17 protein-coding genes are annotated in these 18,977 nt (G+C 69.2%); 6 read left to right on the plus strand and 11 right to left on the minus strand.

What is annotated here, in order from left to right; translation table 11 throughout:
* The first annotated feature begins 132 nt into the window (after positions 1 to 132).
* The gene (locus tag DFR72_RS10045) at positions 133 to 864 is read left to right on the plus strand and encodes a hypothetical protein (protein WP_143086784.1); all 732 of its coding nucleotides are present in this window, start codon (positions 133 to 135) and stop codon (positions 862 to 864) included.
* A gap of 52 nt (positions 865 to 916) precedes the next feature.
* On the opposite strand, the gene purH is transcribed toward DFR72_RS10045, so the two are convergent.
* The 7 genes from purH to DFR72_RS10080 form a co-directional block, all read right to left on the minus strand.
* The gene (gene purH / locus DFR72_RS10050) at positions 917 to 2,500 is read right to left on the minus strand and encodes a bifunctional phosphoribosylaminoimidazolecarboxamide formyltransferase/IMP cyclohydrolase (RefSeq protein WP_090067167.1); all 1,584 of its coding nucleotides are present in this window, start codon (positions 2,498 to 2,500) and stop codon (positions 917 to 919) included.
* On the minus strand, positions 2,497 to 3,114 hold the full coding sequence (gene purN, locus DFR72_RS10055; RefSeq protein WP_090067166.1) for a phosphoribosylglycinamide formyltransferase: 618 nt from the start codon (positions 3,112 to 3,114) through the stop codon (positions 2,497 to 2,499). Before purN ends, purH begins: the two co-directional genes overlap by 4 nt.
* Before the next feature lie 45 nt (positions 3,115 to 3,159).
* Positions 3,160 to 4,683 carry a cell division protein PerM gene (locus DFR72_RS10060; RefSeq protein WP_245982724.1) on the minus strand — a complete coding sequence of 508 codons (1,524 nt, stop codon included), beginning with the start codon at positions 4,681 to 4,683 and terminating at the stop codon, positions 3,160 to 3,162.
* 118 nt (positions 4,684 to 4,801) lie between these two features.
* Positions 4,802 to 5,518 carry a DUF5336 domain-containing protein gene (locus tag DFR72_RS10065; protein WP_090067164.1) on the minus strand — a complete coding sequence of 239 codons (717 nt, stop codon included), beginning with the start codon at positions 5,516 to 5,518 and terminating at the stop codon, positions 4,802 to 4,804.
* 178 nt (positions 5,519 to 5,696) lie between these two features.
* Positions 5,697 to 6,584, minus strand: a complete 888-nt coding sequence (gene sucD, locus DFR72_RS10070) for a succinate--CoA ligase subunit alpha (protein ID WP_090067163.1) — start codon at positions 6,582 to 6,584, stop codon at positions 5,697 to 5,699.
* Positions 6,585 to 6,589: 5 nt separating this feature from the next.
* Positions 6,590 to 7,756, minus strand: coding sequence for an ADP-forming succinate--CoA ligase subunit beta (sucC, locus tag DFR72_RS10075; protein ID WP_090067162.1), 1,167 nt, complete (start codon positions 7,754 to 7,756; stop codon positions 6,590 to 6,592).
* Positions 7,757 to 7,964: 208 nt separating this feature from the next.
* On the minus strand, positions 7,965 to 9,644 hold the full coding sequence (locus DFR72_RS10080; RefSeq protein WP_090067161.1) for a hypothetical protein: 1,680 nt from the start codon (positions 9,642 to 9,644) through the stop codon (positions 7,965 to 7,967).
* Between the two features lie 135 nt (positions 9,645 to 9,779).
* Here DFR72_RS10080 and DFR72_RS10085 point away from each other — a divergent pair, with 135 nt between their 5' ends.
* Together DFR72_RS10085 and DFR72_RS10090 are read left to right on the plus strand one after the other, a co-directional pair.
* Positions 9,780 to 10,760, plus strand: coding sequence for an esterase/lipase family protein (locus DFR72_RS10085; protein ID WP_090067160.1), 981 nt, complete (start codon positions 9,780 to 9,782; stop codon positions 10,758 to 10,760).
* A gap of 208 nt (positions 10,761 to 10,968) precedes the next feature.
* Complete coding sequence (locus tag DFR72_RS10090; RefSeq protein ID WP_090067159.1) at positions 10,969 to 11,757, plus strand: M23 family metallopeptidase; 789 nt, start codon at positions 10,969 to 10,971, stop codon at positions 11,755 to 11,757.
* Between the two features lie 329 nt (positions 11,758 to 12,086).
* Here DFR72_RS10090 and DFR72_RS44920 read toward each other — a convergent pair whose 3' ends face one another.
* The 3 genes from DFR72_RS44920 to DFR72_RS10105 all read right to left on the minus strand — a co-directional run bounded on the left by DFR72_RS44920 (position 12,087) and on the right by DFR72_RS10105 (position 15,968).
* Positions 12,087 to 12,311, minus strand: a complete 225-nt coding sequence (locus DFR72_RS44920; protein WP_143086783.1) for a hypothetical protein — start codon at positions 12,309 to 12,311, stop codon at positions 12,087 to 12,089.
* A 776-nt stretch (positions 12,312 to 13,087) separates the two neighbouring features.
* Entirely contained in the window at positions 13,088 to 15,403 is a 2,316-nt protein-coding gene (gene pcrA, locus DFR72_RS10100; protein WP_090067157.1) for a DNA helicase PcrA, read from the minus strand.
* Between the two features lie 73 nt (positions 15,404 to 15,476).
* The gene (locus DFR72_RS10105; protein WP_090067156.1) at positions 15,477 to 15,968 is read right to left on the minus strand and encodes a hypothetical protein; all 492 of its coding nucleotides are present in this window, start codon (positions 15,966 to 15,968) and stop codon (positions 15,477 to 15,479) included.
* Positions 15,969 to 16,284: 316 nt separating this feature from the next.
* On the opposite strand from DFR72_RS10105, the gene DFR72_RS10115 reads away from it, so the two are divergent.
* The gene (locus tag DFR72_RS10115) at positions 16,285 to 16,545 is read left to right on the plus strand and encodes a chorismate mutase (RefSeq protein WP_090067154.1); all 261 of its coding nucleotides are present in this window, start codon (positions 16,285 to 16,287) and stop codon (positions 16,543 to 16,545) included.
* A gap of 20 nt (positions 16,546 to 16,565) precedes the next feature.
* On the opposite strand, the gene DFR72_RS10120 is transcribed toward DFR72_RS10115, so the two are convergent.
* Positions 16,566 to 17,618, minus strand: coding sequence for an arginase family protein (locus DFR72_RS10120; protein WP_090067454.1), 1,053 nt, complete (start codon positions 17,616 to 17,618; stop codon positions 16,566 to 16,568).
* 71 nt (positions 17,619 to 17,689) lie between these two features.
* On the opposite strand from DFR72_RS10120, the gene DFR72_RS10125 reads away from it, so the two are divergent.
* Both DFR72_RS10125 and DFR72_RS10130 read left to right on the plus strand, forming a co-directional pair.
* On the plus strand, positions 17,690 to 18,016 hold the full coding sequence (locus tag DFR72_RS10125; protein ID WP_090067153.1) for a hypothetical protein: 327 nt from the start codon (positions 17,690 to 17,692) through the stop codon (positions 18,014 to 18,016).
* Positions 18,017 to 18,121: 105 nt separating this feature from the next.
* A complete protein-coding gene (locus tag DFR72_RS10130) occupies positions 18,122 to 18,970 on the plus strand; it encodes a hypothetical protein (RefSeq protein ID WP_090067152.1) in 849 nt (282 codons plus the stop codon).
* Positions 18,971 to 18,977: the final 7 nt, after the last annotated feature.

Genomic DNA, 18,977 nt, shown 5'->3' on the forward strand with positions numbered 1-18,977 from the left:
GAACGAGATGATCGTAGCGCGTGGACGCACCCCTGTGTCAATCCCACGGCGTCACCCTTTTGGTGGACACGGCCACACGGGTCCGAAAGGTCCTCTACGGTGGCCGACGACGTACCGCGAACTGGGGAAACAGTGACTCAACCACCTCCGCACGGCTGGCAGCAGCAACCGCCACGGCACCAGGGCCGGCAGCAGCCGCCTCCGCACCAGGGCCGGCAGCGACCACCACCGGGCTGGGGTCCGCCGCAGCCACCCAGGAAGAGCAAGGCGCCACTGGTCCTCGGCATCCTCGTCGGTGTGCTGGTGCTCGCCGGCCTCATCACCGGGCTCGTGCTGTACCTCAACATCAACAAGGACAGCGGCACCAGCAGGCGTGCAGACGAACTGCCCTCGGTGTGCGGCAACGTCTCCGAGGCCGCGCTCGCCAAGGCGCGCACCACGAACCCGAACGGCCTGGGCTCACGCGAGACGGAACTCTCGGACGGCACGCGCACGAGCTGCTCGTGGAACCAGACCAAGGGCGTCGACGGCAAGGGCCACCGCAGCACCGACGTCTACGTCTCCAGCGAGCAGGAGCAGGCGGAAGCCGACTTCGACCGGATCGTGGCGCAGCACATGCTGAACAAAGAGGGCACGCCCCAGATGAAGCCCCTCGAAGGGCTCGGCGACAAGGCCGCGGTCGTGCTGGTGGAGACCGACTCGGCGTTCACCGAGATCTCGATCATCGTCCGCAAGGACGACGCGATCGTCGAGGTGGACCACCTGGGCTGGGACGCGGGGCTCTTCAGCAACACCAGCCCCGATGTCGCGGAGCTCGAAGCCGCCGCGAGGGGCATCGCCGAAGAGATGGCTGCGAAGATCTGACAGCGCAAAGGGGCCGCTCCCCCACGGGAAGCGGCCCCTTCGAGCAGCGACTCTAGTGAGCGAAGTGGCGCGTGCCCGTCAGGTACAGCGTGACGCCCGCCTGCTCGGCCTTCGCGATGACCTCGGGGTCGCGCACCGAACCACCGGGCTGCACGACCGCGCGCACGCCGGCCTCCAGCAGCACCTCGAGCCCGTCCGGGAACGGGAAGAACGCGTCGGAGGCACCGACCGCGCCCTGGGCCCGCTCACCGGCGCGCTTCACCGCGAGGTGCGACGAGTCGACCCGGTTGACCTGGCCCATGCCGACACCGACGGTGGCGCCGTCGTTGGCCAGCAGGATCGCGTTCGACTTCACGGCACGGATCGCGCGCCACGCGAACTCGAGGTCCGCCAGCGTCTTCTCGTCCGCGGGCTTGCCGCACGCGAGCGTCCAGTTCTCCGGCGAGTCGCCGGAGGCGTCGACGGCGTCGCGCTGCTGCAGCAGCAGGCCGCCGGACACCGGGCGCATCTCGGCGCCACCGCGGGCGGGGGGCTCGGCCACGAGGATGCGCACGTTCTTCTTGCGCTGCAGCACCTCGACCGCACCGTCCTCGTAGGACGGGGCGATGACGACCTCGGTGAAGATCTCCGAGACGAACTCGGCCATCTCCACGGTGACCTCGCGGTTCGACGCGATGACACCGCCGAACGCGCTGAGCGGGTCGCACTCGTGCGCCTTGCGGTGCGCGTCCGCGATGCTCAGCTCGGACACCGCGATTCCGCACGGGTTGGCGTGCTTGATGATCGCGACGCACGGCAGCTCGTGGTCCCACGCGGCACGCCAGGCGGCGTCGCCGTCGAGGTAGTTGTTGTACGACATCTCCTTGCCGTGCAACTGCTTCGCCGAGGCCAGGCCGGTGCGGCCGTCGCCCTGCGTGTAGATCGCGGCGCTCTGGTGCGGGTTCTCGCCGTAGCGCAGCACGTTCGACCGGTTCCAGGTCGCGCCGACCCAGCCGGGGAAGCCGCTGCCCTCGTCGTCCGGCGCCAGGGCGTTGCCCATCCACGAAGCCACGGCCACGTCGTAGGACGCGGTGTGGCGGAACGCGTCGGCGGCCAGGCGCTGGCGGTCGGCCAGGGTGAAGCCGCCCTCGCGGACGTTCTCCAGCACCCAGTCGTAGCGGGCCGGGTCGACGACGACGGCCACGTTCGCGTGGTTCTTCGCCGAGGCGCGGACCATCGCGGGGCCGCCGATGTCGATCTGCTCGACGCAGTCGTCGGGGGACGCACCCGAGGCGACGGTCTGCGTGAACGGGTACAGGTTCACGACCAGCAGGTCGAACGGCGCGATGTCCATCTCGCGCAGCTGCTGGACGTGCGAGTCCTTGCGCAGGTCGGCCAGCAGACCGGCGTGCACGCGCGGGTGCAGCGTCTTCACGCGGCCGTCGAGGCACTCCGGGAACCCGGTCACCTGCTCGACCGGCGTCACGGGGACGCCCGCGTCCGCCAGCACCTTCGCGGTGCCGCCGGTGGACACGATCTCGACTCCGGCCGCGTGCAGGCCGGTGGCCAGTTCCAGCAGGCCGGCCTTGTCGGAGACCCCGATCAGGGCCCGGCGGACCGGTCGCCTCTCGGCGGGAGTGCTCCCAGGAGTCGTCACGGAATGCTCACCTTTCGTCCGTTCACGGTGCAGCCCTCACGGGCGAGTCGGCCGACTGTCTCGACGAGCAGCCGGCGTTCGACGACCTTGATGCGTTCGTGCAGGGTGTCCTCGGTGTCGCCGGGTTCGACGACCACGGCCTCCTGCGCGAGGATCGGGCCCGTGTCGACGCCCGCGTCGACCAGGTGCACCGTCGAACCGGTGACGTGCACGCCGTAGGCCAGTGCGTCCCGCACGCCGTGCGCGCCGGGGAAGGCCGGCAGCAGCGCGGGGTGGGTGTTGATCATCCGGCCGCCGAAGCGGGCGAGGAACTGCTCGCCGATGATCTTCATGAAGCCGGCGGACACGACCAGGTCGGGCTCGTACGACGCGACCGCCTCGGTCAGCGCCGCGTCCCAGGCCGTGCGGTCGGCGTGGTCGCGCAGCTTCACGGCGAAGCAGGGCACCCCCGCGCGCTCGGCGCGCTTGAGGCCCTCGATGTTCTCGCGGTCGGCGCCGACCGCGACCACCTCGATCGGGAGGTCGGCGTCCAGCAACGCCTGCATGAGGGTTCCGGAACCGGAGACGAGTACGACGACGCGCGCCGGTGTGGGAAGCCGAAGTTCGGTGCTCAGCGTCTACTCCTGGTCGTTGCAGCAGCTCAGGAGCAGCCTATGACGTCACCGTCCCGGCTTGCCGTCCAGGTCCTCCTCGGCCTCCATGCCGAGCATTTCGTCGAACTCCGCATCAAGGTCCTCTTCTTCGCCGAGGTCCTCTTCCGCTTCCGGTTCGGCGTCGTCTTCCTCTTCGCCCTCAACGTCTTCGACGTCCTCGGGTTCTTCTTCCGCGTACTCGTCCTCGTCGTAGTGGTCGTCGTCCTCGAGGTCCTCGTCGACCTCGAACTCGTCGGAGTCCACGACCTCGAGCTGCTCGAACTGGTCGGTGAGCTCGGCGTCCTCGAACACGACGTCCGGGTCGGCGGTCTCCTCGTCGTAGTCCGGCTCGACGAACTCGGCGGCGTCGTCCGCCGCCACGGCCTTCTTGCGGCTGCCGGCGAGCCACGCCACCAGCGCACCCGGCACCAGCACCCACAGCGCCACGAGCAGCGCGAGCAGGCCCGCCGGCACCGTCACGGGGTCGAACGCGCCGCCCGCCAGCCGTCCACCGGCCGTCGCTGCGAGCACGAGGCTGCCCACCCCCGCCGTGATCGCGGCCACCAGCACCGCGCGCAGCCGTGAACTCGGCCGGTCGGACACCTTGCGGCAGGTCCAGCCGACCAGCACGCCGAGCACCGCGCCACCGACGAGCACGGCGGGACTCCACACGAACTCGTTCTCCGGCATGGCCGCCAGCAGCGGCACCGGCGGCACCTGACCACCGACGAACCGCAGCGGCGAGACCTCGACCCCGCCCATCGAGAACCCGGCGCCCGCGACGTACGAGAAGCCCGCGATGATCGCGTTCGGCAGGTAGGCGAGGCACAGCAGGAACACGCCGAGGCCGACGCCGAACGACGGACCGGCCCCCGCGAAGAGCTCGCTGGTGCGCGGCCACGAAGCCGCGAGACCGGCCGCCACCGCCAACGAACCAACGCTGACCAGTGCGAACAACGCCATGAAACCGGCGCGCAGCCCGTGCAGCGCCACCGGGTCGAGCTTGTCGAACACCACCTCGTACAGGCCACAGCGGCGGGCGACACCGATGGTGGCCGCAAGACCGGACACCGCCGCGCAGCCGAAGAACGCCACGGCCGGTGTCGCACGCACGACGCCGTCGCCCATCACCAGCGCGATCGCGCCACCGACGACCGCATGCGATCCGGCGATGCTGAGCACGACACCGCGGGCCTGCAGCGGTTCGTAGAGGCCGAGGCGGTCGGCGGTGCCCGCCGCGGTGCGGCCGACCAGCAGCATCAGCAACGCGGTGGGCAGCAACGGCAGCACACCGAGCTGGCCCGAGTCGAAGCGCAACGGCACGTGGTGTGCCGCCAGCCAGGCGGGCGCGGCGGCGCTGAGCACTCCTGACGTGGAGAAGTCGGCGTACGTGGCCGTCGCGGAGACCAGCGCGAGGACAGCGGCGACCGCGGCATAACCGACGACCACCGATCCGACCGCGGCCGCGACGAGCACGCGCAACCGTTCGGACCGCGAGAACTCCGGTGGGCGCACGGTGTTGACCTCGCGGGTCACATCGCGTTGCAGCACGGGCACTTCTCCACTGTGTCAGGCCGGCTGGGCCATTCAGGGCAGGCACGCCGGGTCATACGACAGGGGTGGCACCGGAGAACCGGCACCACCCCTGAGGTCGAACGGTGTGCGGACCTTACTGCTGCGGTCCGCCGAAGCCACCGGGCGGCGTGCCCGGCGAGCCGAACTGGCCCGGCTGCGGCATGAAGCTCGTCTGCTGCGGCGGCTGCCCCGGCTGTGCGGGCTGCTGCGGCTGCTGACCGAACTGCTGCTGCTGACCGAACTGCGGCTGCTGCTGCGGGGCCTGCTGCTGCTGGGGCGCACCGTGCTGCGGGTGCTGACCCTGCTGCGGGAACGCGCCGGACTGCGGGTTCCAGCCACCCGGCTGCCCTTGCGGCTGGCCCGCGTACGGGTTCGCCGGCTTCGGCTCGAACTTGACGATGCCCTCGGCGAGCAGGAACGCGAGCACGACCGCGGCCGTCTCGAGCAGCGCGACGATGAGCAGCACGATGTCGAGGCCCTGCACGGACGGCGACTTGATGATGCCCTGCAGCTGCAGCAGCGTCTGCACGGCCGCCAGGACCGCGGCGACCGGCACGAAGCCCTTCGGAGTGCTGGGGAGCACCGAGAGGCCGGCGAGCAGACCTGCGGCGAGCAGGTAGGTCACGTTGCCGCTGACGTCGTCGGCGAACGCGACGAGGTACGCCACGAGGCCGAGGCCTGCCGCGGCCAGCGGGAGGATCAGGGCCAGGTTGATGCTGTTGGCGCCGGGGGCCCCGTGGGCCGGCGGCGGAGCCTGGTGCTGTGCCGGACCCGGCGGCTGCTGTTGGGGTGCGCCGTAAGGCACGGACATGTCGAGGTCTCCTCCTCAAACCAGGGTGCGTCGATTGACGCTAGCAGTGCTCTGCACCCGCTACTAAGACGATGGACCGATCATGCCGGTTCCGCCAGACGAGCGAGGGCCGGACTCCGAAACTACTCAGAATCCGGCCCTGGCGTTGCTCTATGTGTATGAGATCAGAGACTCGAGGTCAGAGAGCCTGCATGATCTCGCGCATCAGGTCAGCCGTCTCGGACGGCGTCTTGCCGACCTTGACGCCGGCGGCCTCGAGGGCCTCCTTCTTCGCCTGCGCGGTGCCCGCCGAGCCCGAGACGATGGCGCCGGCGTGGCCCATGGTCTTGCCCTCGGGAGCGGTGAAGCCCGCGACGTAGCCGACGACCGGCTTGGTCACGTTCTCCTTGATGTACGCCGCGGCGCGCTCTTCGGCGTCGCCACCGATCTCACCGATCATCACGATCGCGGTGGTCTCGGGGTCCGCCTCGAACGCCTCGAGGGCGTCGATGTGCGTGGTGCCGATGATCGGGTCGCCACCGATGCCGATCGCGGTGGAGAAACCGAAGTCCCGCAGCTCGTGCATCATCTGGTAGGTCAGCGTGCCGGACTTCGACACCAGACCGATCTTGCCGCTGCCCGCGATGTTCGCGGGGATGATGCCGGCGTTCGACTTGCCGGGGCTGATGATGCCGGGGCAGTTCGGGCCGATGATGCGGGTCTTGTGGCCCGTCGCGACGGCGTGCGCCCAGAAGTAGGCGGTGTCGTGCACCGGGATGCCCTCGGTGATGACGACGGCCAGTTCGATCTCGGCGTCGATCGCCTCGACCACGGCGGCCTTCGAGAAGGCCGGCGGGACGAAGATCACGGTCACGTTCGCGCCGGTGGCCTCCATGGCCTCCTTGACGGTGCCGAAGACCGGGAGGACGGTGCCGTCGAAGTCGACCTTCTCGCCCGCCTTGCGCGGGTTCACGCCACCGACGATGTTCGTGCCGGACGCGAGCATGCGCTTGGTGTGCTTGGTGCCTTCGGCACCGGTCATGCCCTGGACGATGACCTTGCTGTTCTCGTTGAGGAAGATAGCCATCTGACTCAGACCCCCGCAGCCGCGAGCTCGGCGGCCTTGGCGGCCGCGTTGTCCATCGTGTCGACAACGGTCACCAGCGGGTGGTTGGCCTCGGCGAGAATCGCGCGGCCCTCCTCCACGTTGTTGCCGTCGAGGCGGACGACGAGCGGCTTGGTGGCCGAGTCGCCGAGGATCTCCAGCGCCTTCACGATGCCGTTGGCGACGGCGTCGCAAGCGGTGATGCCACCGAAGACGTTCACGAAGACCGAGCGGACGGCCTCGTCGCCGAGGATGACGTCCAGGCCGTTGGCCATGACCTCGGCGGACGCGCCGCCACCGATGTCGAGGAAGTTCGCGGGCTTCACGCCGTACTGCTCACCGGCGTACGCGACGACGTCCAGCGTCGACATCACGAGACCGGCACCGTTGCCGATGATGCCCACCTCGCCGTCGAGCTTGACGTAGTTGAGGCCCTTCTCCTTGGCCTTCGCCTCGAGAGGGTTCTCAGCCGCCTTGTCGACCAGCTCGGCGTGGGCCGGGTGGCGGAAGTCGGCGTTCTCGTCGAGCGTGACCTTGCCGTCGAGCGCGACGATCTTGCCCTGCGGGTCGCGGACCAGCGGGTTGACCTCGACGAGCGTGGCGTCCTCGGAGACGAAGGTCTCCCAGAGCTTCACGATGGTGTCGACGACCTGGTCCTTGACCTCGGCCGGGAAGTTCGCGGCGTCGGCGATCTCCGTGGCCTTGGCCACGTCGACGCCCTTGATGGCGTCGATGGCGATCTTCGCGAGGGCCTCGGGCTTGGTCGCGGCGACCTCCTCGATGTCCATGCCGCCCTCGACGCTCGCCATGGCGAGGAAGGTGCGGTTGGCGCGGTCGAGCAGGAAGGAGAAGTAGTACTCCTCCGCGATGTCGGAGGCGGGCGTCACCAGAACGCGGTGAACGATGTGCCCCTTGATGTCGAGGCCGAGGATGGCCTTGGCCTTCTCCTCGGTCTCCTCGGGGGTGGAAGCGAGCTTCACACCACCGGCCTTGCCGCGGCCGCCGGTCTTGACCTGGGCCTTGACGACGACGGCCTGGCCGAACTTCGCGGCGATGGCCTTGGCGTCTTCGGGGTTGGTAGCCACATCGCCCGGCAGTACCGGGACGCCGTGGGCGGCGAAGAGGTCCTTCGCCTGGTACTCGTACAGGTCCACTCGGGTCTCCTGCGACGTCGGTGTCGGAACACCGCGCCTGGGTGGTCCTCAAGGGGCCAAGCGAACCCACTTGACGCGGCTGGGCCCAGACACTATCGACCTGCGGCTACCGCTCGCACGTCACCACCGGTGAGGTCGGTCTCAACTGCGGTGAGGTCGATCACGCGCACGCGCGCGCCGCAGGAAAACGCGAGTTCAAGGACACATTTCAGCGGGTCGAACGAGCTCCCATCAAGCCGGCCGCGATCAGCAGGGCGGCGATGGACGCCAGCGCGAGCCAGGTGCCGGGCGCGGCCACCGCACCCTCGACGCGGTCGCCGGTCAGCGGCAGCTCCAGTGCGCGGACGCCGAGCACCAGCGCCGCGCCGGCGAGCGTGGCGGCACCGCGAGCGGGCCTCGACCTGAACACCAGCACGAGGGTCATGATCAGCAGCGTGAGGGAGATCAGCAGCGCCCAGGAGACCGCGGGGTCGCTGTCCGGGACCAGCGTGGGCGAGGTGTACCGGTCGCCGCGCATCGTCGGCATCACGAAGGCGCCGACCGCGAAGAGTCCCGCGAGCAGCACCGCGCCGAGCTCGGCCACCGGCACCTGCTCCTTCTCGACCTCACCCGCGTTCTCCCGCTCGATCGCACCCGCGAGGCCCGTGCAGGCGAGTGCCAGCAGGCCGAGCGGGGCCTCGACGACCATCAGCCAGAACCCGGCGCCCGGTTGCGCGACACCCACCTGGCTCGCCGCCACCACCACCTCGGTCATGCCCGCCGCGGCGAGCTGCATGGCGAGGTAACCGCCCAGCAGTGCCGGACGCACCACCGCAGCCGCCGACGGCACGAACAAGAGGAGTCCGAGGACGCCGAACGCGAGTCCGGCCACCCACAGCAGGTTCACGGACGCCAGGCCGGGCGCATCACCGCCGGCGGTGAGGACGAGCTGCGGCAGGAGAGCGCCGACCAGCATCGCGACCGCGGCGAGGACGGCGAACACACCGGCGGTCACGTGCAGGCGCCGGGTGGAGGGCAGCTCGGGGTCGTGCGTCTCGTCGCGCTTGCCGCGCAGCAGTCGCACGGTCCGGCCGAGGAGAGGCACGGCGGGCAGGAGAAGAGCGGCGGTGAACGCGGAGACCGATCCCGCGCTGATGCTCAGGCCCGACGCGACTGTGCCCACGGCCAGAGGGGGCACCACGACGGCGAGGAGGGACAACGAGACGCCGATAGTTCCGCCCTGGCGGGTGTCCGGGTCGGGCGAACTGGCCGCGAGCGCGGTCGCGAGCGGCGCGGCCACCGCGACCAGCAGTCCACCGATCAGCCCGAGCACCGGCAGTTCCCACGGCCCCCGGTCCAGCTGGAACGGGTCGATCGAGGTGAACGGCTTGCCCAGCAGGCCGATCGCGGCGATCGCGGCGATGAGCACGGGGAAGGCGACCAGCGTCGGGGGCTCCGACTCGTCGGCGGGCATGCCGGCGCGCCCCGCCGAGAGCGCGCCGCCGGCGATCACCAGCACGTGCCCGGCGATCAGCAGCCACACGCCTGTCGACGGCGTCACGGCGACCAGCGTGTCCGGCCGGAACAGCTCGGGCCTCGCCACGTCCATCGCGTCGAGCACGATCTGGAAGTCGCTCAGCAGCCGGCCGACCGCGAAGACGCCGGCCGCCGCGAGCAGTCCCGCCGCCACGAACGGGCGGCCGCGCATCAGCAGCACGCCCGCGACGACCGGCGGCAACAGCGCCAGCAGTGCGAGCAGCGGCCACGACGTGAAGGCGGGTTCGGCCCCGTCGACCACGCCGAGCAGCGGCCCGAGGGCGAGGAGGAGGGAGCCTGCCGCGGCGAGGGCCCACGACGTGCGCAGCCTGGCGGCCGCGGGGGTCTGGTTCTCGAGCTCGGTGCGAGTCATCGCGGGCGAACCTAGCAAGACCCGTGTGTGGCCGGGTGTGGCCGCGCGGAGCCTGTTAAGACGAAATTCGTTCGCATGTGGAAAACAGTCCGCGGGTACTCCTAGCCCGTGACTTCATCACTTACCGTCGCTCACATGAGCGAGAGCGGCCGGTCGTGGATCACGCGTCTGACTGACGCGGCTCTCGACCGCGCCGGCTGGGGCGTCCACACCGCCCGGGACGTCGCGGAGGAAGTGAAGGTCGCGCTGCGGGCGATGGCCACGCCCGGCGGCATGCGCGGGGTCGCGATGGAAGCGGCCTGGCTGACGGCCCACGCGGTGCTCTACCCGTGGGGTGCGATCACCGAACAGCTGCGGCCGGACGGCCAGTACCGGCACTACCGCACCGACGGCCTGCCGCCCCGCAAGCGGGGGCTGGTGGTTTCGGCGATGGACGCGGCGGGCACCCCGATCGTGTTGGTGCATGGCATCGGGGACAACCGTTCCGCCTTCGCGGTGCTGTCGGGGGCGCTGCGAAGGCGGGGCTTCGGGGTAGTTCACGCAATCAACTACAGCGTGCTGACGGCGTTGACCGGAGACGTCCGCCGTTCCGCCGCCCTGCTCGGCGCGCACATCGAGCGCATCTGCGAGCAGACCGGCTCCGATCAGGTACATGTGGTCGGCCATTCGCTGGGCGGTCTCATCGCCAGGTATTACGTGCAACGGCTGCATGGCGACTCACGCGTTCGCTCACTCGTCACTCTGGGTACGCCGCACAACGGCACCCTCGCCGCCTACTTGCTGCCGACGCCTCTGACCCGGCAGTTGCGGCCCGGTTCCGAGCTGCTCGCGGAACTCGCCGAGCCCTGCCGGCCGTGCCGCACACGCTTCGTCGTGGTCTGGTCCGAGATGGACCAGGTCATCGTTCCCCAGCGCAACGCACGGCTGGAGCACCCCTCGTTGGTCGTCGAAGAGCACCAGATACGTGATTCAGGTCACCTTTCTTTGCCGGTTGACACGAGGGCGCTTCACGTAGTTGTGACGGCCATCACCCGATCGGATGACTTGTCAACTCACCCCATCGCCGCTGGCGGTGAGGCGTGTCGGCCGTCTCAGATCACCGATGGTCACAGTTGACAGATAAAACCTGCAGGTTGCCGCCCATTGGGGGGACATAACGAACTGGGGTTTGCCCTCCGAGGCTTCCCGCCGTTATCGTCCCCCGGTCCGTTGTCACGGTCTGATCACAGAAGGACACCGAGTCAGAACCCCGAATCCTGACTCACCGGGATCCCCCGCCCGGCCGTCCACCCGATCAGGCTCCCCGAAGGCGGAAGGGCAAGCTTTGAGTCACCACCGCTCCCCCGGCGGCCATGAACGCAGTGCTGCGCTTGAAGAGGCAGTCGACCGCGCCACCACGCGCCCGGTCAGCTCTCACCGGCTCCCCCCGCCACCCTCGGCGCTTCGCGGACGCATCGTCGTCGCCGCCGTCGCAGTAGGCGCGTTCGCAGCGGCAGGCGCAGGCCAGATCGGCCAGGCCGCAGCGGACGACACCAAGGACGTCCAGCTCGCGAACCACGCCGACGGCGCCGCCACCTTCGACGGCATGGGCGGCGACACCGCCTCCGCGCCGCAGATCCTCGCGGTCTCCAAGACCACGACAGAGGGTTCCGCCGAGGCCGCCAAGCTCCTGCGCAGCCAGCAGCTCACCACCGAGCGCGAGGTCGTCGAGGCCGAGAAGAAGCGCCCGAAGTTCGTCCGCCCCGCCGCCGGCGAGTTCACCTCCGGCTACGGCGGCCGCTGGGGCACCATGCACCTCGGCATCGACATCGCCGGCCCCATCGGCACCCCGATCGTCTCCGCCGCCGACGGCGTGATCCTCGAAGCGGGCCCCGCGTCCGGCTTCGGCCTCTGGGTCCGCGTGCAGCACTCCGACGGCACCATCACCGTCTACGGCCACATGGACACGATCGGCGTCCGCGAAGGCCAGCAGGTCAAGGCCGGCCAGCAGATCGCCCGCATGGGCAACCGCGGCTTCTCCACCGGACCCCACCTGCACTTCGAGGTCTGGAACCCGGACGGCCAGAAGGTCAACCCGCTGACCTGGCTGAACGCTCGCGGTGTGACGGTCTGATCCACCTGGGTCTTTCGGCAGCTGGAGCTACGGGGTCTTCGGATCTCCTGGTTCGAGACTTCTGGAACTACGGCTCAGTAGCTTTCTGACGCTCGTTCGCGGCTGGCCCACCTCGTGGTGTGGGTCAGGGTGTTTGGAACGGCTCAGGAGGCTCGTGTGGCCCAGGAGCCTCTAGCGTCGCTCTAGTCGCGCCGTAGTCATGCCGCCGGAGTCATGCCGCCGGAGTCATGCCGCCGTAGTCATGCCGCTGTGGTCGCGCGCTTGGCGGATGGACCGCTCCTTGGGGGCGTGTCACGGCTTTCGGAGTTGTGGCTCTGGGCGTTACAGGCCTACAGGTCCGGGCGGGCGAAGTAGGTCGCCGCTGTGCGCCAGACCGAGCACATGTGTTTGCGCCAGCGCGGGCCGCAGGCCTTGCAGGCCCCGCTCTCCGTTGGTGCGTGGTGGTGCAGCAGCGTGCGCCAGGCTTCGACCAGCCTGAGCGTTTCTGGAGATTCCAGCTGCTTGAGGATTGCGAACACACGTTCGTGCAGGGCGCCGGCCAGTACGTGGTCCAAGGTGAGCTCTCCCGCTGGGGTTGTGGCCTCATGCGGTTGATGATGCTCCGGGGGTCTGACAATTTTTGGACGTTGTGGGGCTGACCTGCGTTGATCTTCGGGTTCGCCGGGTCGATCTTCGGATTGGCTGGCGCGTCTTGGACTGTGCCTGCGCTGTGCGCGGTTCTTGGTCCTGAGAAGACAGTGCGGCCGGACCGCTCTCCCGTTCGGTCCGGCCGCACTTCGCCGCGAAGTTGGGCCCCCGCCGTCCCTTCGCTCCCCTGTGTCTGCAGGCTGCTCGTTGTGCCTTGGACCGCCCCGAACGTTCCCTGGCTGTGCTGCTTGCGACACCCACATAGACGTACGTCTTGGCTTGCCGTTGCGCTGTTTTTGAGATTTTTCTGGAGAAAGTTTTGGGTGGGTTTGGTGGGACTTGGGCGTTCCGTAAGTCTGGCCTTGTCCTGGCTTGTTCCTGGGGCTCCGCCCCAGACCCCGCCAATCTGATCCGAAGCCGGGGTCTACGCCGTGCGCGGGTTGATGGCACGCCTGTTGCGTTGGGCGGAGGCGCGTTGCTTTGAGGGGCGCGTTGGTGGGGTGGCTTCGTCACGAGCCGCACCAAGAGCGGGCCACATGCCAGAAGGGGTGTCAACCCGACGAAAAGCGTGTCGGGTTGACACCCCTTCTGGCATGCAGCAAGTGCTGCGGCACGACTCGTGACGAAGCCACCCCACCCAGCCCGCGCGGTAAGGACGGCTCGCCTTCGGCTTCGCGGGTGGGATGTGTGTCGGCTGCGCTCGTTAGAGCTTTGTCATCGGGACGCTGCCGATGAGCATCAGGCGGACTGTGCCTGCGCCGCCGAAGTCGATCGTTGCTGTGGCCCTTAGGCCCGCGCCGTCCACCGCTACTACTCGGCCCAGGCCGTACTTGTCGTGGGTTACTCGGTCGCCCACGTCCAGCTTCAGGGCTGGGGCGTCCTTCCAGCCCGTCTTGCCTGGGGCTGGGCGGGAGAGGCCTCGGGAGGCTATGCCGCCGCTTGAGGCTGAGCGGCCCCACGTTGTGGCTGCTGCCGGGCCTGAGCGGGAAGGCTCTACTCGGCGCCAGTCCAGCAGGTCCTCTGGGATCTCGCCCAGGAAGCGGGAGGCCGGGTTTGCCGAGGGCTGGCCCCAGGCTGACCTCACCAAGGCCCTGGAGAGGTAGAGGCGGCGCTGGGCCCTGGTGATGCCCACGTAGGCGAGGCGGCGTTCTTCTGCCAGTTCGACTGGGTCGCCTAGGGCTCGCATGTGCGGGAAGACTCCGTCTTCCCAGCCCGTGCTGAAGACGACCGGGTACTCGAGGCCCTTGGCCGTGTGGATGGTCATGAGGGTGACCACGCCGTCCGAGTCCGCGTCCGGGATCGAGTCCGCGTCTGCCACCAGGGAGACGCGTTCCAGGAACGCCGGTAGGGACGGGACCGGGTCTGCGCCCTCTGGGAGCTCCAGTTCGGTGAACTCCCTGGCCACGGTGACCAGTTCGTTGAGGTTCTCGATCCTCGTGTGGTCCTGCGGGTCTTCGCTGGCTTCCAGTTCGGTGCGGTAGCCGGTCTTGTCGAGGACCGACTCGAGGATGTCGGCCACGTCGTCCTCGCGGGCGACCATCTCGCCGAGTTGGTCCATCATTTCGACGAAGCCCGCGATTGCGTTGCGGGAGCGCGGGTTCAGCAGTGGGACTCGGTCGTTCACCGCTTCGCGGAGGGCCGCGGCGAAGCTGATCCGTTCGCGTTCCGCGTAGGCCGAGACGCAGGCTTCCGCCCGGTCGCCGATGCCTCGTTTCGGGACGTTCAGGATTCGGCGCAGTGAGACCGTGTCGTCCGGGTTGGCCAGGGTGCGCAGATAGGCGAGGGCGTCGCGGACTTCCCTGCGCTCGTAGAAGCGGACGCCGCCCACCACCCGGTACGGGAGGCCCAGGCGGATGAAGATCTCCTCGAAGACCCGCGACTGGTTGTTGGTGCGGTAGAAGACGGCGATCTCGGAGTTGTTGACCTCGCCGCCGTCGACCAGGCGGTCGATCTCGTTGGCCACGAACGCCGCTTCGTCGTGTTCGTTGTCCGCCACGTAGCCGACGATCTTCTCGCCCTCGCCGAGGTCGGACCAGAGCGACTTGTCGCGGCGGTTCGGGTTGCGGGAGATCACCGCGTTCGCGGCCGTCAGGATGTTCTGGGTGGAGCGGTAGTTCTGCTCCAGCAGGATCGTGGTGGCGTCCGGGTAGTCGCGCTCGAACTCCACGATGTTGCGGATCGTGGCGCCGCGGAAGGCGTAGATCGACTGGTCCGCGTCGCCCACCACGCAGAGTTCGGCCGGCGGGAGCTCGCCGCCCGCCTTGCCCACCAGTTCGCGCACGAGGGTGTACTGCGCGTGGTTCGTGTCCTGGTACTCGTCGACCAGGACGTGGCGGAAGCGGCGGCGGTAGTGCTCTGCCACGTCCGGGAAGCGCTGCAGGAGTTCGACGGTCCTCATGATGAGGTCGTCGAAGTCGAGCGAGTTCGACTCGCCCAGGCGGCGCTGGTAGACGGTGTAGACCTCGGCCACTCGGCGTTCCAGGTCGTTCGTGGCCTGGGCGGCGGCGGTCTCCGGGTCGATGAGCTCGTTCTTGAGGTTCGAGATGTGCACGGCGAGGGTGCGGGCCGCGTACTTCTTCGGATCCAGGTCCAGGTCTCTGGCGACGAGCGTGATGAGGCGGCGCGAGTCGTCGCTGTCGTAGATCGAGAAGTTCGACGACATGCCCAGGACCTTCGCGTCCCTGCGCATCACGCGCACGCACATCGAGTGGAACGTCGACACCCACATCGAGCGGGCGCGGGCGCCCACCATGTCGGCGACGCGCTCCTTCATCTCGGCGGCGGCCTTGTTCGTGAACGTGATGGCCATGATCTCGCCGGGATGCACGTCACGCGCCGCGAGCAGGTACGCGATGCGGCGGGTGAGGACGCGCGTCTTGCCGGAGCCGGCGCCCGCCACCACGAGCAGCGGTGAACCGGCGTGCTCGACGGCACGGCGCTGCGCGGGGTTCAGGTCGTCGAGCAGGTGGCCCGCGCGGGAAACGGGGGGACTTGAAGGCAAGTCGAACAAGGCGCTCATCGTCCATCCACGGTACCGGGCGGCACCGACGAATCCGGTACCGCCCGACCATGTGTTCGACGAACAGGAACTATCAGGTGCTGGTGTCGATCATGAAGTTCTGCCCGGCGTGCACCGCTTCGTGGCCGCCTGCCTCGGCGTACACGTCGATGCTGTCCTGCGTCCAGACGGAACCCGCCCTGGTCTCGACGGTGAGCGTCGGCCACGCTTCCTCGTGCACGATCAGGTGATCCTGCGTGCACCGGATCCCTTCGGCCCCGGGCCCCTCGGCGACGTCCCAGCAGTCCCAGCCGTCGCCCTCGTAGCCGGTGACCTCGAGCCGGTCGGCCGGGAACGAGACGAAGACCGACAGGCCCTGCTCGTCGTGACCTACGACGTTCGTGACGACGACGTCGAACTTCTGCCGCGCCGTGGTGCCGCCTCTGGTGGTCCAGTAGGTGGCGGGACCCGACCAGCCCGAGACCTTCGTGAGCTGGACGGTGGCGAAATCGGGCTCCGCCGAAGCGGGCGGAGCGACCGCGAGGGACAGCGTCAGAGCAGCCGCCATCCCGAGTACGTACTTCATGTGACCCCCAGGTCTTCGAGCGTGTACGCCACGGACTGTAAGTCGGCATCGGCCCTTGGGATAGAGCAGAAGAAGGAATCTGACGCGTGGACGTCCCACCTGGTGAGCCCGTTCGCCGCGCGGACTTGGCGGGCCCGGGAGGTTCTGTGCAACACTGAATCCATGCGCGCGACGTTCTTCGAGTTTTTCTACGGGACCCGGACTCCGGCTCCCGTGGTCGCATAGCGCTGAAAAGCCACCACGAAGCCCCGGAGTCCTCGGACCCCGGGGCTTCGCTGCTTCCGGGCCAGGACTCGAAGTTCTCGAGAGGTCACCAATGATGGACACCACCACCGACCCCGACATCAACGAGCTGCGCGAGGAGATCGACCACCTCGACGCGGAGATCCTCCGCCTGGTGCAACGACGCGTCGAAGTTTCCAAGATCATCGGCGCGGCCCGGATGGCGGCCGGCGGCACGAAGATCGTGCACAACCGCGAGATCGACGTGCTCAACCGCTACCGGCCGCTCGGCCCGGAGGGCAAGGACCTCGCGATGATCCTGCTCAAGATGGGCCGCGGCCCGCTCGGCAGGTAGCGGGTCAGACGGGCCCGGCGTCAGAGCACGCCGGGCCAAAAAGGCTTCAGGGCGGCCTTGACCCGCCCGAGGTCCGCGTCCGCGAGCCGGCTGTCGTCCGGCACGTACGCCAGCGGGTCCTCGAGCAACGGCTCCGGCAGCCGCAGCAGTCCCTCGACCAGCGCGTGCAGGCACAGCGCCGAGTAGCCGCGCAGGTAGCCGCCCTCCTGGGTCAGCACGACCCGCGGTCCGAACGACGCCACGCGCCGCCCGATCTCGCGGTACCCGTCCGCCGTGAGGTTGTGGCGCCCGTTGGGGTCGAACGCCGAACCGTCGAACCCGGACGCGCACACCAGCAGGTCCGGCTCGAACTCTCGCAGCAGCGGGAAAGCGATCTCGTCGAGCGCGCGCATGTACGTCGTGTCGCCCGCACCGAGCGACAGCTCGATGTTGACGTTCCTGCCGTTGGCGCCCACTTCTGATGGCGCGCCCGTCTGCGGGTGGTTGGTGCCCCACGCGCCGTGCCGCATGTGCACCGAGATGGTCAGCACGTCCGGCCGGTCGAAGAACACCTCCTGCGTGCCGTTGCCGTGGTGCACGTCCCAGTCCAGGACGGCGACCCGCATCCCTTGCCGTCGCGCGGTTTCCGCCACCAGGGCCGCGTTGTTCACGAAGCAGTAGCCGTCTGCCATGTCCGGCTGCGCGTGGTGCCCCGGCGGCCTCACGAGCGCGTACGCCACGGGTGCACCGGACTCCAGCGCCGCCAACGCGGTCCCCGCCGCCGCGGACGCCGCCCGCCACGTCTCCGGGCCTACGACCGTGTTCACCTCCAGCGCCACACGCTCCGACACGCGCAACGAGTCCAAGTACCCCGCCGTGTGCACGCGCAGAAGCTCTTCGACGGACGCGTGCCGCCCCTCGTGCCACTTCAAGTGCGGCGCCACGGGACCGTGCGTCAGCGCGTGCCGGAACGTGCGCAGCCGCGCCGCGGTCTCCGGGTGCGGTTCGGGGACGTCGAGCCACGGCCAGGAGCCCGGCAGCTCCCACAGGCCCTCACCGGCGTCGTGCTCGAGGCAGTCGTCGTGCCAGAACATGTCCACACCGAATCGGATATCAGGGCGATCACGGATGGTCCACCGAAAAATTCTCGGGGCACACTGGAGGCATGGGCCTCATCGCCGCACTGATCGCCATCGCCGGCCTGCTCGCCGCCTTGGCGCACGACGCTTACCTGGGCTTGCTCGGTTCGGCCGCGAACAAGAAGGGCCTCTCCGGAGCACCCGTCTCCCAGTTCGTCCGCAGCCGCTGGAAGACCGCGATCATCACGACCGCGGGCGCGGTGATCGGCTTGCTGATCACCAACGGCGACACGCTGGGCGCCGACGTCATCGGCTCGCTGATCGCGGGCGGCAGCGGACTGGCCGCGCTCAACGGCGTGCAGAACACGCGCAAGCAGCTCAACAGCGGTCAAGCTCAACTTCCGCCGCGCTGAGCGAATTCACACAAAAGAGTGTCACTCGTCCTGAACACCCCCATTTGGTTGCTTCGGCACCGCCGGACAGCCCTACCCTGATTGCGTCGCAGAGGGGTGTCGGGGATGGACGAACTGCCGGGCAAACATCGTCTCGACGACGGGCCGCAGCCGCTGTACGCGAGGCCCGTCGCCGGGGGCGACCGCATCCCGCTGCCCCGCCGCCGCCAGATCGACCCGCTGCAGGACACCGACGGCCTGCGCAAGTTCAACATCGGGCTGGTGCCCGCCTCGGTCACGCCGCCGCGCACCTGGAAGCGCGCGGCCTGGTTCGCCGTCGTCTCGTCGGTGCTCGTGCTGGTCGGCCTGAGCGTCGCCGCGGCCAAGCTGGTCGGCGGTGGCGGCGAGGTCGAGACGGTCGGGCTGCCCGGCTACCCGTCGGACGTGCCGACGATCGCCGCGCTGCCCACAGGCGGCACGAGCCCCTCGGCCACCGGCCGCTCCACGCCGTCCGCCGCGCCCACCGGCAAGGTCGCTCCCGCGCCGGGCACGGGGGCGAGCAGCGTGCCGCGCACGAGCGGCCAGGCGTCCGCCGCGAACCCCCAGCCCTCCGGGACGGCCCCGCCGGTCATCACGACCGTGCCGGTCTCCCAGGCACCGGTCGTCGACGGCGGGAAGATCGCCGAGCAGACCGAGCACTTCTACAAGACGATGGCGACGAACGCCGACACGGCGCTCGCCATGACCACCGACACCGTGCGCTCGAACGCCGACGCGTTGCTCGAGGGCAGGGTCGCCGACATCTCGCTGATCGAGGTCAAGGAGATCCTGGTCGACCCGAGCAAGGGCCTCACCGTGAGCCTGCTGCAGGTGACGAAGAAGGACGGCTCGGTCAGCACCGAGAAGCGCGAGCTCACCTTCACGGTCGGCGACCTGCCGTTGATCAACGGTGAACGGTTGAAGCTCGGCGGCTGAAGTGCCT

This window comes from Lentzea flaviverrucosa (assembly GCF_003350445.1).
GTDB lineage: Bacteria > Actinomycetota > Actinomycetes > Mycobacteriales > Pseudonocardiaceae > Lentzea > Lentzea californiensis.

Bases quoted from the DNA above. Each gene is read 5' to 3' on its own strand.
- DFR72_RS10065 (WP_090067164.1), bottom strand. From the start codon at position 5,518: ATGTCCGTGCCTTACGGCGCACCCCAACAGCAGCCGCCGGGTCCGGCA.
- sucD (WP_090067163.1), bottom strand. From the start codon at position 6,584: ATGGCTATCTTCCTCAACGAGAACAGCAAGGTCATCGTCCAGGGCATG.
- DFR72_RS10080 (WP_090067161.1), bottom strand. From the start codon at position 9,644: ATGACTCGCACCGAGCTCGAGAACCAGACCCCCGCGGCCGCCAGGCTG.
- DFR72_RS10085 (WP_090067160.1), top strand. From the start codon at position 9,780: ATGAGCGAGAGCGGCCGGTCGTGGATCACGCGTCTGACTGACGCGGCT.
- pcrA (WP_090067157.1), bottom strand. From the start codon at position 15,403: ATGAGCGCCTTGTTCGACTTGCCTTCAAGTCCCCCCGTTTCCCGCGCG.
- DFR72_RS10105 (WP_090067156.1), bottom strand. From the start codon at position 15,968: ATGAAGTACGTACTCGGGATGGCGGCTGCTCTGACGCTGTCCCTCGCG.
- DFR72_RS10115 (WP_090067154.1), top strand. From the start codon at position 16,285: ATGATGGACACCACCACCGACCCCGACATCAACGAGCTGCGCGAGGAG.
- DFR72_RS10120 (WP_090067454.1), bottom strand. From the start codon at position 17,618: ATGTTCTGGCACGACGACTGCCTCGAGCACGACGCCGGTGAGGGCCTG.
- DFR72_RS10125 (WP_090067153.1), top strand. From the start codon at position 17,690: ATGGGCCTCATCGCCGCACTGATCGCCATCGCCGGCCTGCTCGCCGCC.
- DFR72_RS10130 (WP_090067152.1), top strand. From the start codon at position 18,122: ATGGACGAACTGCCGGGCAAACATCGTCTCGACGACGGGCCGCAGCCG.